We start from the raw sequence: 13,043 nt of genomic DNA, 5'->3' as shown, positions 1-13,043 counted from the left end.
ACTCTTATCCTGAGCAGGTGGAGGGACAGTCCCTGAGAAGCCCAGCAACCATCCGGTAACGGAAAGGTGCTAACCTGGAGAGGCAGACAGATGCCTTGAAAGATAAGAGGCGAAAAAGCTGAACTGACAGCCCCTTTTCCCTCAATTTTTGGGACAAGGGGCTTTTCTTGTACACAACGGCCTACTGCCGTTTTCTTTTCGTCTACCCGAAGAATGGGAGAGTACAACCGTAGCAGGCAGTTAAAAAGGAGGCAGCAGCGTGTCTACAATTGGACGACGTTTATTTACGTCGGAATCTGTTACAGAAGGACACCCGGACAAGGTGTGTGATCAGATTTCCGACGCGATTTTGGATGCAATTTTAAAGGATGATCCGAATGCCCGGGTGGCAGCGGAAACAGTAGTAAATACTGGTCTCGTATTAGTGGCAGGAGAAATATCGACATCTACATACGTGGATATTCCTAAAATTGCCAGGGAAACTTTGAAAGACATCGGTTATACACGGGCAAAATATGGCTTCGATTACGAAACGTGCTCGGTTTTGACGTCTATAGATGAGCAGTCGGCCGACATTGCCCAGGGCGTTGATGAGGCGCTTGAAACCCGTGAAGGATCGATGACCGAGGATGAACTGGAATCGATCGGAGCGGGGGACCAGGGCTTGATGTTTGGGTATGCAGATAATGAAACCGATGAACTCATGCCGTTGCCGATCTCGCTTGCGCACAAGCTAGCAAGTCAGTTAACAAAAGTCCGGAAGGACGGCAATCTTTCGTATCTGCGTCCGGATGGAAAAACGCAGGTTACCGTGGAATACGGAGACGACGGGAAGCCGCTCCGGGTGGAAACGATCGTTATTTCTACCCAGCATTCGGATGACGTAACGCTTGCACAGATTGAAGAGGATATGCACAAATACGTTATCGAGCCGGTAGTGCCGGCAGAGCTTCTCGACGCTAAAACCAACTATTTCATAAACCCGACCGGCCGCTTTGTTATTGGCGGACCGCAGGGGGACGCCGGCCTTACCGGAAGAAAAATCATTGTTGATACGTACGGAGGCTATGCTCGTCACGGCGGCGGTGCGTTTTCCGGTAAAGACCCGACAAAGGTCGACCGTTCCGCCTCGTATGCAGCCCGGTATGTAGCCAAAAATATTATTGCAGCAGGTCTTGCAGATAAATGCGAGGTTCAGCTGGCGTATGCGATCGGAGTAGCTCAGCCTGTCTCCATTTCAATCGCTACATTTGGTACGGGAAAAGTATCAGAAGAGGTGCTCGTAAAGCTTGCCAATGAAAACTTTGACCTCCGGCCGGCAGGCATCATCAAAATGCTTGATCTCCGCCGGCCGATTTACAGGCAGACAGCCGCTTACGGGCACTTTGGACGTCATGACGTTGATCTGCCCTGGGAACGCACGGACAAAGCGGCAGCGCTTCAGGAACAGGCATTCACCGAAAAACAGCAATAAATATAATAAATACCCGCTCCTGTCTATATCAGGAAGCGGGTATTTTTTGCTCAGTTTTTCTCCGTATACGTGCCGACAGAATCAAATTCAGTTTGAATTTTGTCTGAAGGCTTCGGCCCAAGCAGGCTGACGGCAATGATGATTAAGACGTTGATCAAGAAGCCTGGCACAATTTCGTAGAGATCAAACAATCCTCCGGAAAGCTGAACCCAGATAATGACGGTGGTGCCGCCGGCGATCATCCCGGCAAGCACACCCCACATGCTCGTCCGGCGCCAGAATAAGGAGAAAAGCATTGCAGGCCCGAATACTGCGCCGAACCCGGCCCATGCGTAGCTTACAAGTTCAAGTACCGTGCTTCCCGGGTTGGAGGCGAGCAGCAGGGCGACGAGGGCGATGACGATAACGCCAATCCGGCCGACCCAGACGAGCTCGCGGTCAGAAGCTTTGGGGCGGAGCATCCCTTTATAAAAGTCTTCCGCAAGGGCACTGGAGGATACAAGCAGCTGGGAGTCCACCGTGCTCATAATAGCAGCTAGAATGGCTGCGAGAAGAACGCCGGACACCCACGGATTAAAAAGTACCTGGGTAAACAGAATAAAGACGGTTTCCTGATTCCCTTCTCCGAGCTGGGCGTTGCCGGAGAAGTAAGCAATACCGATAAATCCTGTAAAAATAGCACCGAGAAGAGAAATAACCATCCAGCTCATACCTACAAACCGGGCCATCGGAATTTCTTTTTCGGAACGTATCGCCATAAACCTCGTAATGATATGCGGCTGGCCGAAGTACCCGAGCCCCCAGGCAAGCAGGGAGACCACAGAAATAACACTCACATTCGTAAAGGCACTTAACGCATCCGGATTAATGGATGCCACGGTCTGGACAGAATTTCCCCATCCACCAATTTCTATAACGGCAGCGATCGGAACAGCAACGAGCGCCAGAAACATCAGAATGCCCTGGATAAAGTCAGTCCAGCTGACGGCCATAAATCCACCGAGGAACGTATACGTAATAATAACAGCGCCGCCGATCCAAAGAGCTGCCTGATAGGAAAGGCCGAACGAACTCACAAACAGGGTGGCGCCCCCGACCAGTCCGGAAGAGGTATAAAAAGTAAAGAAAATAAGTATAAATAATGCCGAAACAATCCGCAGTGCTTTTGTTTTATCGTGGAAGCGGTTTTCAAGAAAGTCGGGTATCGTAATTGAATCGTTGGCGATGATTGTATACCTGCGGAGTCTTCTCGCCTGAAACTGCCAGTTCAAATAAGCTCCAATGGTAAGGCCGATCGGCAGCCATATCTCACTCATCCCGCCGAGATACATGGCCCCTGGCAGGCCGAGCAGAAGCCAGCTGCTCATGTCAGACGCACCGGCACTGAGCGCAGCTACGGGTCCGTTCAATTTTCGTCCGCCTAAAACGTAATCCGAGAGGTTATTGGTCAGCTTGTAGAATAAAAAACCAATGCTAAGCATTACAATAAGGTAAACGATAAATGTCACAATTGTTGGTACAGAAATATCCATTTAGGTGCTCTCCTTTTTTGATTTAACATAACTGATTGCTGCTAAAACCACAGTAATCGGCATGGGTATTAATATTAGCAGCCATGTGAATAATGTTATTCCTTCCATTCAGTACACCTCCCCTTGAATGTACTATTATATGTTGCAAGAATAGTGCCAATATTCTTAACTTCAACAGGCCTTAACAAAACCGGCGGAGACGTCCATTATAATTGAATACTTCGGTGGATAGAAGCACAAATAGAAAAATTAAGAGATTAAAGGTGCAAAATTTTGCATTCCTAAGTTTTGGGATTTTGCGTACGGAGACTTCGCACTTCATGATAAAATCAGAGCAAGAATAAATTACAAAGAGGGTGGGTCCATGGTATATCAAGGTACGAATTCGTTATCCTATCCTGAGCTGAACGATGTGTTTGATCATTTAATGGTAAAAATGGATCAGGGGATCCGTGTTATTGATGCAGATGAAAACCTGATTATTTATAATGACAAAATGCGTGAAATTGAGTCCATGACATACGAAGATTTTAATAATAAAGGTATGATGGACGTTTTCCTTTTCGAGCATGAACGTGACAGCAGACTGCTCCAGGCTATCAAACAGGGAGTGGAAACGAGAGAAAAAAAACAGCATTATACAACGAGCCGCGGGAAAAACATCACGACTATCAACGAAATTTTTCCGATTTATTCTGGGGGACGGATTGTCGCAGCAGCCGAGATCGCAAAGGACGTTACCCGCATGGAAAAGCTGGTCCGGGAAAACCAGAAAAAAACCGACAGCGGGCTTTTTACATTTGACCAGATTATCGGGCATTCGGCTGAAATCACAGGGGTGGTGCAGAACGCGAAGCGGGCAATGAGAACGTCGTCTTCGGTGTTAATTGTAGGAGAAACGGGCACGGGGAAGGAATTGTTTGCCCAGAGCATTCACAGTGAAAGCGAGCGGGCCGGCCAGCCGTTTGTATCACAGAACTGCGCTGCTCTTCCGGAAACGCTGATTGAGGGCATTTTGTTTGGGACGGTAAAAGGAGCTTTTACAGGGGCATCCGAACGGGCCGGGCTGTTCGAAAAAGCAGAGGGCGGCACGCTTCTGCTCGATGAAATTAATTCGCTTCCGGTGGCACTGCAGGCAAAGCTTCTGCGAGTCCTACAGGAAAAAAAGGTCACCCGTTTAGGATCGCACAAAGAGCAGTCCATCAATGTCCGCATTATCGCCACGATGAACAAAGAGCCGGCAGAGGCTATTCAAAACAATGAACTTCGTGAGGATCTTTTTTACCGTATTGGTGTTGTTACGCTGTATGTCCCTTCGCTGCGGGAAAGAAAAACAGATATCGAGCCGCTGGTGGAAGCCTTTCTGGAAAAGTACAACCGTGTTTTTCAAATGGACGTGAATCGTGTCTCACCTGCGGTGAAAGCGAGGCTGGAGTCCTATCATTGGCCGGGAAACATCCGGGAGCTTGAACACGTCATCGAGGGAGCAATGAATTTAATGCTTGATGAAGAAATGATCGAAGAAAGCCACCTGCCGGACCATTTCCGCAAACGCACCGATCTTCTGGAAACAGGTGAGATAGAGAAAGGCGGGCCGGCTGGAATAAGCAACCGCGAAGGAAGTTTAAAGGAACGTCTGCTTGAAATGGAATTTGCTTTGATTAAAGATGCGCTGAACCAAAGCGGCGGTAACGTCATGCAGGCAGCCAAAGAGCTTGGCATCAGCCGGCAGAGTCTGCAGTACCGGATGAGTAAATTTCATTTATAATTTTTTGCATAAAGCGCAAAATTTCTTGCGGTTTTGACGAACAGGCTTTTTCTTTTTTACGGAAACCCCTGCGGATACCGGTGCAGCCATGTTGGCACGTATTTTGCAACAGTATAGGGCAGTACTGAAAAGATCAGGAGGGTGCACCTATGACAATTTCACGTTCGTTTTTTATATTTCTTTCCCAGAATAAGACGCTGACAAAGGGCGCCAAAAAGTGGGGCATTCACCTCGGGGCTTCAAAAGTAGTGGCTGGGGAAGATATTGATGAAGCATTAACAACCATTCAATCGATGAACGAGCAGGGCCTGATGGCGACTATTGACCATCTTGGGGAATTTATAACGGAAAAATCAGAGGTGGAAGAAGCCAAGCAGAAAACTATCGAGATTATTGAGAGCGTCTATGCGAAAAACGTACAGTCAGAGCTGACAGTAAAGCTGACGAAGCTTGGTCTTGATATAGATACAGACTATTGTACAGAAAATATGAAGGAGATTCTGCAGGCAGCAAAGGAAAAACAGAATTTCGTAAACATCGACATGGAAGACTATTCCCGTTATGAAAAGACGCTGAATGTACTGAAAACGCTCCGAAAGGAATATGATAATGTAGGCACGGTCCTACAGGGTTATTTAAGGCGGGGGCTTGAGGATCTCGACAGCCTTGCCGGGGTGCCTCTTCGGATTGTAAAAGGGGCTTATCAGGAAAAGGAAGAGGTTGCATTCAAAGACAAGCATGAAATTGACGCCAATTATTTTCTGATGATTCAAAAACATTTGCTTCAGGAAGGTTTTACGGCTATTGGGACACATGATCACCGGATTATTAACGCGGTTAAGCTTTTTGTGGAAGACCAGGATATAGCTTACGACACATTTGAATTTCAAATGCTGTATGGCTTTCGAACAGAACTGCAGCTGCAGCTCGTGCAGGAAGGCTACAATGTCAGAGTCTACGTGCCCTTTGGCAAAGAATGGTACGGTTATTTTATGAGAAGACTGGCGGAACGTCCGCAAAACCTTGTATCCGTGGCTAAAGGGATGATTACGAAATAAAAAGTTCATGCTGCGCCGCTCCTGAAAAGGGGCGGCGTTTTGGTATCCAGACAGGCAGAAAACCTTAAGGCAACAGTTTAACCAGGCAGTGCTTTTTGCGTATAATGGAGGTGACACGCAGCTGAAACTGGCAATAGAAAGGACGCCGATGATGCAGACAGTACAAAAACGACGGACAGCAGGCTTTTTGCTGGTGATAAGCGGAGCCTCCCTTTGGGGTATTGGAGGAACAGTATCGCAGTATATTTTTGAAACTCACCACCTGCCTGTGGAATGGCTGGTGGCTGTCAGGCTGCTTCTTTCCGGCATCCTTCTGTTAACTATTTCTTTAATGCTTGGAAATAAAGAAAAAGTAACCGGAATCTGGAAGCAGAAAAAGAGCGCAGGAGCAGTGCTTATATTTGGTTTATTCGGCATGCTCGCTGTTCAGTATACATATATGGCCTCCATTGAGAGCGGAAACGCAGCTGTGGCTACATTGCTGCAATATTTGGCTCCGGTGTTCATTCTTGCTTACCTGCTTGCCGTCCGGCATACATATTGGAATATACGGGACGCGGGCGCTGTGCTGATGGGACTTGCCGGCACGTTTCTGCTGCTGACAAATGGAGAGCTGGCCGAATTATCTGTGCCGTCGGAAGCAGTAGTCTGGGGTATTCTTTCCGGTGTGGCGCTTGCCTTTTATACTCTTTACGCAGGCCCTCTTTTGGCAGCGTGGGGCTCTATGAATGTAATCGGGTGGGCGATGACTGTTGGAGGAGCAGCTGTAAGTTTTTTGCATGCCCCGTGGGACGCCGCATGGGAGAGCTGGACATGGAGCATGGCCGGGAGCGTAATTTTTGTCGTTATTTTCGGCACTATGATTGCTTTTTGGTTTTATCTGGAAAGTCTGAAATATTTAAAGCCGCAGGAAACAAGTGTTTTGGGATGCCTGGAGCCTCTTGCCGCTATTCTGGCTTCGGTATGGTGGCTGCACGTACCGTTTGGTTTCTATCAGAGCGTGGGCACGTGCCTGATACTTGGCATGGTCGTTTATTTGTCACTGCCGCAAAAGCAGCGGGCAAAGCCTGCGCCGGTGTAAAGAAAACAGAAGGCAAAGGGTAAATAAACACAGCCTGAAGGGAAAATGTACTAAAATAAGTAGAGAAAGTGAAATACAATTCGGAAGGATGGAAAGCTGCATATGTATCAAAACCTCAACGAATGCGTAGAAGATCTTGAAAAGCACGGCCATTTAGTACGAATCAAGGAAGAAGTCGATCCCTTCCTGGAGATGGCTTCCATTCATTTAAGGTTCTATGAACAGGAAGGGCCGGCCATTTTATTTGAAAATGTAAAAGGAAGCCCGTTCCAGGCTGTTTCTAATTTATTTGGCACGGTTGAACGCAGCAAATTCATTTTTCGGAAAAACTGGAAGCAGGTTCAAAATGTTATCACGATGAGAAATGACCCGGTACAGGCACTGAAGCATCCGCTCCGTAATATGACGAGCGGCCTGACGGCAGTAAAAGCACTTCCGAAGAAAAAGAAAGGCGGTGCGGAAGACTTTCGGGAAGTCAGCATCAGTGACCTGCCGATGATTCAGCACTGGCCGCGGGATGGCGGCGCGTTTCTCACCCTGCCACAGGTGTATACAGAAGATCCGGAAAAATCGGGACCGATGAATGCCAACCTCGGCATGTACCGGGTACAGCTTAGCGGAAATGACTTTGTCTCCGATGAAGAGGTGGGCCTGCATTACCAGATTCAGCGGGGGATTGGTGTGCATCAGGCGAAGGCCGTAGCCAAGGGAGAGCCTTTGAAGGTCAGTATTTTTCTCGGCGGGCCCCCCGCTCATACTATTTCAGCGGTGATGCCGCTTCCGGAAGGGCTGAGTGAAATGATGTTTGCCGGCATGCTGTCCGGGCGTCGTTTTCAGTACAGCTACGAAGACGGCTACTGTATTAACCAAGATGCCGATTTTGTTATTACCGGCGATATTTATCCGGAAGACACGAAGCCAGAAGGACCGTTTGGCGATCATTTGGGCTATTACAGCCTGACGCATGATTTCCCGGTCATGAAGGTTCATAAGGTGTATGCCAAAGATAAAGCTATCCTGCCCTTTACTGTCGTCGGGCGGCCGCCGCAGGAGGACACGTCGTTTGGTGCAGTGATCCACGAAATGACGGGGGAAGCGATCAAGCAGGAAATTACCGGAGTCAAAGAAGTACACGCAGTAGACGCTGCAGGGGTGCATCCACTTCTGCTCGCAATTGGCAGTGAGCGGTATACGCCGTTTCAAAGCGTAAAGCAGCCGGCAGAGCTGTTGACAATCGCCAATCGTATTCTCGGCACAGGCCAGTTAAGTCTAGCCAAATATTTATTTATCACAGCGGAACAGGAAAGAGAGCTCGATACGCATCAGGAGGAGGATTTTTTCACGTACATGCTTGAGCGGATTAATCTGCGCCGCGATCTTCACTTTCAGACTAAAACGACGATCGATACACTTGATTACAGCGGAGAAGGGCTGAATGAGGGAAGCAAGGTAGTTATCGCAGCTTATGGGGATGTGAAGCGGGATCTTTGTCAACGCGTGCCGGACGGCTTTCCGGCTGACAGTCCGATTCATTCGCCCAGGCTTGTCATGCCGGGCGTAATTGCGGTGGAAGCACCGGAATTTTCCAGTTACAAACAGGCAGCTGAAGAAATAGCTGTTTTCGCTTCGAGCCTCGACCAGAAATGGGATGTTAAAGAAACGCCGATGATTATCATCTGTGATGACAGCAGCTTTGTCAGTGATACGATGCGAAATTTCCTGTGGGCCGTTTTTACGCGCAGCAATCCTTCCCACGATATCCATGGCGTGAACAGCTTTTATGAAAACAAGCACTGGGGATGCGACAGTCTGATCATCGATGCCCGCATCAAGCCACATCATGCACCGCCGCTGCTTCCAGATGAAAATGTGGAGCGCCGGGTGGACAGCCTGATGGAACGAATTGACTTAAGAAAAAAATAGTCTGCTGAAAAATGTTTAAAATGGAACAGAAGCGTGAACAGAAGGACACCTGTTTGAAAAAGCAGAGTCAACAATCCAGAAGGGATGAATACCTGTAATGGAAAAACGGCAGCTTGGCAACAGTGACCTGCATGTGTCTCCTATCGGTCTGGGATGTATGGGAATGTCCGCTTTTTATGGCAAATTAAACGATGAAGAATCGAAGAAAACGATACACACAGCGCTTGACCACGGCATTAACTTTCTCGATACGGCTGATATGTACGGCCCCATGACAAATGAACGCCTGGTGGGTGAGGCTATCCAAAACCGGCGGGAAGAGGTGGTGCTTGCCACAAAATTCGGGAACGTCTACAGCAATAAAGGTGAACTTACAGGCGAAGTAAATGGTCGCCCGGAATACGTTAAGCAGGCATGCGATGCCAGCCTGAAGCGGCTCGGTATTGATACCATTGATTTGTATTATCAGCACCGGGTGGACCCTGATGTACCTATTGAAGAAACCGTAGGTGCGATGAAGGAACTCGTAGATGCCGGAAAAGTCCGGTACCTGGGGTTGTCAGAAGCAGCTCCTGAAACGATTCGCAGGGCTCATGGCACGCATCCGATTACAGCTCTGCAGACAGAATATTCGTTATGGAGCCGGGACGTGGAGGATGAAATTCTGCCTCTTTGCAAAGACCTTGGAATTTCCTTTGTAGCTTACAGCCCGCTCGGGCGCGGGTTTCTAACCGGACAGATCAAGCAGTTTGAGGATCTGGAAGAAGATGATTTCCGCCGCTTTTCTCCAAGGTTTCAGGGAGAAAATTTCAATAAGAACCTTGAACTCGTGGATAAAATGAAGGAATTAGCTGAAGAAAAGAAATGTACAGCCTCCCAGCTGGCCCTTGCCTGGTTGAGGGAGCAGGGGGTAGTGCCAATTCCGGGGACAAAGCGGCGCACGTACCTGGAAGAAAATATTAACAGTCTGCAGGTAACGCTTACGGATTCCGATATGAAAGCGATTGATGACATTGCTCCTAAAGGCGCTGCCGCAGGTATGCGGTATCATGAAGAAGGAATGAAGACGGTGAACCGGTAATAAAAGCAGGCCCATCCCTCCAGGTGTATCCGGAGAGATGGGCTTTTTCTGTATGTGCAGGCTGCTAACTATTCTTAAAAGAGATGTGCTTTAGACGGCTTTTGGAGACCAGGCTGTACAGCGGCACTCCGATACGATCAGCGTAAGGGAGGTAGAGAAGAACAGCCGGAAGAAAGCTGAGCGGAATAGCAAGCAGCAGCCGGCGTAAGGCATAAAAACCATGAAGCACCACTCCCTGATCTGTGCACATGTGCAGCTCGTGGGCCGCATTTCTTGAGGATAGATAAGGATAGTCTTCAGGAAGAAGCCGGGCTTCCTGAATGGGAACCCACTGGCATCGGCCGTACAGATCAAAAAATTGAAAAATACGTACGGCTGCACGACAGGGCGGGCAGTATTTGTCGAAAAATAAGTAATGGATAAAGCATCTGTCCTTTGAAAGAATTTCAAACACATGAATCTGTGAACGTTTAACACGTATATTGTACGGGTATTTTCCCAGTAACGCCATAAAAACAAAAACGTCCGGGTGTGGCAGGGCGACAATTTCATATGCGGCGGAAATGGATGGATATAAAAGCCAGAACATAAGCCAGAAAAAGGATAATCGTTCTTTTTCTGGCTTTTTATATTTTTTTAGACGAAAAGCAGGGTCAAACGACGAAAAACAGAGCAGGTACGGGCTATTTTACGAAAGTTTAAGCAGAAGACTGAAACAGGCAATTTAAAATAAGAAAGGAAAGATGAAATTGGCACAAATTAATCGTATACTCGTAGGAGTAGAAGCTCTCGAAGGCGCGTCCAATGATGCATTTTATAAAGCAAAGGAACTGGCGGAGGAAAACAATGCGACGCTGATCATTGCATTTGTTATGGACAAAAATGGATATGCTTCCCTGGAGCGTATGGACCCGCATGGCTTCGGAAGATTGAAAAACCAGGCGGAATCACGCTTGAAGGCTTATAAAGAAATGGCAGAGCAGAACGGGGTCAAAGACGTGGAAACCGTTCTTGAGGTAGGAATTCCAAAAAAAGAAATGGAAAATCTGTGTGAAAAATATAATATCGACATGATCGTTATCGGCGAGACTGGATCGTCTAAAGTGGACCGGCTGTTTCTCGGTAACACAGCTAAAGCCATTCAGAAAAAAGCAAAGTGTGACGTGAAGGTCGTATCAACTAAAGAAGCAGTAAAAGAATAAACGCTAATAACTAAAGCAGCATAACTGCTTCAGAGCCTTCTTCCCGCTTGTGCGGGGGAAGGCTCCATGTATGGGAATTTTCCACAGCAGATGATGCTGCCAATAGATTAAAGCAATAGAAAAGGTGAACGAATTGAAATATTATTTACAGCAGCTAATGCCTAAAAAATTACGGCAGATTAAAAGTATGTCTTCAAGACAGCGGTGGTACGAACTCCGATCAAGTCTTTGGGTGCTCCCGGCCATTTATATCATTCTGGCCGTGCTTTTAGCCATTGGCGCTTACTACGTGGAATTCGGGCTCGAGCCTGCATTCGCCATGGCACCAATCCTATCAACAGGGTATTCATTAACCCAGACAATGTACAGTACGCTGCTCTCAGGCGTACTCACGTTAAACGCCTTTACGTTTAACTCAATACTCGTCGTTTTGACGAGCTTTTCCGGACAGTTTACACCACGGGTTTTGTTTAATTTTATCTCTGACCGAAGAACCCAGCATTCTATCGGTATCTTTAATTTATGTTTCTTTTTCCTGCTAATCGGATTTTTCTTCTTGAATTCCTCGATGGACCAGTACACAGTATTTCCCGTACTCGGCGTATTAGCTACAGCCGTATCGGTAATAAACTTCATTTTGTTTATCAACCATGCAACGAAATGGATGCAGGTGCCAAGCATTACGACGAACATGAAAGAAGAATCACAGCAGCGGATTCTCAATACGCTGCTTTATGATCTTGAAGCACACCGCGCTAAGAATAAAAACGAGGTGCGTGAGCCGGAAACAGAAGGAGAGCCTTATATTGTTGCAAGTGAAACGACGGGCTTTATCCAGGTTATTGATTTTGGCAAAATCGTGAAAGAAGCAGCCAAAGACGGCATTGTAGTACGGCTGGATCGCCGGATTGGAGATTTTGTGCTTGAAGGCATTCCTATTTTTTCTTATTGGAAGACAAATGAAGAGCCGGATCTGCCGGTGAATGAAAAAAAGTACCGTAACCTGATGTATCTCGGGAAAAGTAAAACAGAAGTTCAGGATATCGAATTTGGGATCCGGAAGTTGACCGAAATTGCGATTAAAGCGCTTGGAAACGACGAACCAATGACAGCGCAGGACGCTATCTATCAGCTTACGGACCTCATATTTTCCATTTCCAAGGTGACCCGCTTTACTTCTTATTTAACCGACGATAACGATACGCTCCGGTTGATTATGAAAGACGAACAGTTTTCATATTACGTATATTCCGCTTTCACCTACATTGCCTCTTATGCAGAAGAAAAGCCCGGCGTAACTTTGACGCTCCTTGAAGCGTTGGTCATTTTATCAAAAGCCCTGGAAACCAAGGACAAAAACTGCTGCTGGCATTACGGCAAAAGCATTGCCCGCAATTATTCCGGAAAGCTTCCACAGGATTATGACCAAATCACGTTTATGAACCATTTGGAGCAGCTTTCAGGATCGGTGAATGATAAAGGTAAATTTTACGAAATGATTGATGATTTTGTAGAAAAAGATTTACTGGAAAAGAAACTGGTAGAGCGCAGAAAACAAGAAAAAGGATAAACCGAAGCCGATCCGTCAGCAAAAATGACTGGGTCGGTTTTTTTGTACTGTAAAGCCGGCAAAGAAACAAAAAAACCGGGCCGCATTTGCGGCCCGGGAGGGGTTTGAATATTACTTAAAAGATTTTGTACCTTCTGTAAGGGATTCCGAGGTTGGTTCAATCGCGGAAGTATCCTGGCGGTTGGCCAGAAATTCCGGACGCGGCTCCTGGCCGCTGAAAGGATCGACGAGCTTGTTTTCCACCGAGTTGAACACGAAGAAGACGTTGCTGCGCGGGTACGGCGAAATGTTGCCGGCCGAGCCGTGCATCGTGTTGCAGTCAAAGAAGAGCACCGAGCCCGCCGGGCCGGTCGC

General features: G+C 47.4%; 11 protein-coding genes and 1 riboswitch. Of the genes, 8 read left to right on the top strand and 3 right to left on the bottom strand.

The window, feature by feature from the left end; translation table 11 throughout:
- Position 1: 1 nt before the first annotated feature.
- Positions 2 to 109, top strand: a riboswitch (SAM riboswitch).
- Positions 110 to 259: 150 nt separating this feature from the next.
- The gene (metK, locus tag ACTRXG_RS11620; protein WP_322526294.1) at positions 260 to 1,474 is read left to right on the top strand and encodes a methionine adenosyltransferase; all 1,215 of its coding nucleotides are present in this window, start codon (positions 260 to 262) and stop codon (positions 1,472 to 1,474) included.
- 50 nt (positions 1,475 to 1,524) lie between these two features.
- Here metK and putP read toward each other — a convergent pair whose 3' ends face one another.
- Positions 1,525 to 3,006 (bottom strand): sodium/proline symporter PutP, encoded by a 1,482-nt coding sequence (putP, locus tag ACTRXG_RS11615; RefSeq protein ID WP_474263899.1) that lies wholly within the window; start codon positions 3,004 to 3,006, stop codon positions 1,525 to 1,527.
- 364 nt (positions 3,007 to 3,370) lie between these two features.
- On the opposite strand from putP, the gene ACTRXG_RS11610 reads away from it, so the two are divergent.
- From ACTRXG_RS11610 to ACTRXG_RS11590, 5 genes are all read left to right on the top strand, one after another.
- The gene (locus tag ACTRXG_RS11610; protein WP_474285060.1) at positions 3,371 to 4,774 is read left to right on the top strand and encodes a sigma-54 interaction domain-containing protein; all 1,404 of its coding nucleotides are present in this window, start codon (positions 3,371 to 3,373) and stop codon (positions 4,772 to 4,774) included.
- 149 nt (positions 4,775 to 4,923) lie between these two features.
- A complete protein-coding gene (locus ACTRXG_RS11605) occupies positions 4,924 to 5,832 on the top strand; it encodes a proline dehydrogenase family protein (RefSeq protein ID WP_474285058.1) in 909 nt (302 codons plus the stop codon).
- 148 nt (positions 5,833 to 5,980) lie between these two features.
- Positions 5,981 to 6,913 carry a DMT family transporter gene (locus tag ACTRXG_RS11600; RefSeq protein ID WP_474285056.1) on the top strand — a complete coding sequence of 311 codons (933 nt, stop codon included), beginning with the start codon at positions 5,981 to 5,983 and terminating at the stop codon, positions 6,911 to 6,913.
- Between the two features lie 102 nt (positions 6,914 to 7,015).
- Complete coding sequence (locus ACTRXG_RS11595; RefSeq protein WP_474285054.1) at positions 7,016 to 8,836, top strand: UbiD family decarboxylase; 1,821 nt, start codon at positions 7,016 to 7,018, stop codon at positions 8,834 to 8,836.
- 97 nt (positions 8,837 to 8,933) lie between these two features.
- Positions 8,934 to 9,917, top strand: coding sequence for an aldo/keto reductase (locus tag ACTRXG_RS11590; protein ID WP_474263888.1), 984 nt, complete (start codon positions 8,934 to 8,936; stop codon positions 9,915 to 9,917).
- Between the two features lie 64 nt (positions 9,918 to 9,981).
- Here ACTRXG_RS11590 and ACTRXG_RS11585 read toward each other — a convergent pair whose 3' ends face one another.
- On the bottom strand, positions 9,982 to 10,428 hold the full coding sequence (locus ACTRXG_RS11585; RefSeq protein ID WP_474285053.1) for a thiol-disulfide oxidoreductase DCC family protein: 447 nt from the start codon (positions 10,426 to 10,428) through the stop codon (positions 9,982 to 9,984).
- A 238-nt stretch (positions 10,429 to 10,666) separates the two neighbouring features.
- Here ACTRXG_RS11585 and ACTRXG_RS11580 point away from each other — a divergent pair, with 238 nt between their 5' ends.
- Both ACTRXG_RS11580 and ACTRXG_RS11575 read left to right on the top strand, forming a co-directional pair.
- Positions 10,667 to 11,119 (top strand): universal stress protein, encoded by a 453-nt coding sequence (locus ACTRXG_RS11580; protein ID WP_474285052.1) that lies wholly within the window; start codon positions 10,667 to 10,669, stop codon positions 11,117 to 11,119.
- A gap of 187 nt (positions 11,120 to 11,306) precedes the next feature.
- A complete protein-coding gene (locus tag ACTRXG_RS11575) occupies positions 11,307 to 12,689 on the top strand; it encodes a DUF2254 domain-containing protein (protein ID WP_474263881.1) in 1,383 nt (460 codons plus the stop codon).
- Between the two features lie 111 nt (positions 12,690 to 12,800).
- Here the strand turns inward: ACTRXG_RS11575 and ACTRXG_RS11570 are convergent.
- Positions 12,801 to 13,043 (bottom strand): phytanoyl-CoA dioxygenase family protein (locus tag ACTRXG_RS11570; RefSeq protein ID WP_474285051.1); only part of this gene is annotated, 243 nt, incomplete at its 5' end.

Source organism: Marinococcus sp. LNSP9103-4, from assembly GCF_056034345.1.
The sequence above is the reverse complement of the archived record's forward strand: the minus strand, read 5'-3'. Positions and strand labels throughout refer to the sequence as shown.

Excerpts from the sequence above, each read along its gene's own strand:
- putP (WP_474263899.1), bottom strand. The coding sequence starts at position 3,006 with ATGGATATTTCTGTACCAACAATTGTGACATTTATCGTTTACCTTATT.
- ACTRXG_RS11610 (WP_474285060.1), top strand. The coding sequence starts at position 3,371 with ATGGTATATCAAGGTACGAATTCGTTATCCTATCCTGAGCTGAACGAT.
- ACTRXG_RS11605 (WP_474285058.1), top strand. The coding sequence starts at position 4,924 with ATGACAATTTCACGTTCGTTTTTTATATTTCTTTCCCAGAATAAGACG.
- ACTRXG_RS11600 (WP_474285056.1), top strand. The coding sequence starts at position 5,981 with ATGATGCAGACAGTACAAAAACGACGGACAGCAGGCTTTTTGCTGGTG.
- ACTRXG_RS11595 (WP_474285054.1), top strand. The coding sequence starts at position 7,016 with ATGTATCAAAACCTCAACGAATGCGTAGAAGATCTTGAAAAGCACGGC.
- ACTRXG_RS11590 (WP_474263888.1), top strand. The coding sequence starts at position 8,934 with ATGGAAAAACGGCAGCTTGGCAACAGTGACCTGCATGTGTCTCCTATC.
- ACTRXG_RS11585 (WP_474285053.1), bottom strand. The coding sequence starts at position 10,428 with ATGGCGTTACTGGGAAAATACCCGTACAATATACGTGTTAAACGTTCA.
- ACTRXG_RS11575 (WP_474263881.1), top strand. The coding sequence starts at position 11,307 with ATGTCTTCAAGACAGCGGTGGTACGAACTCCGATCAAGTCTTTGGGTG.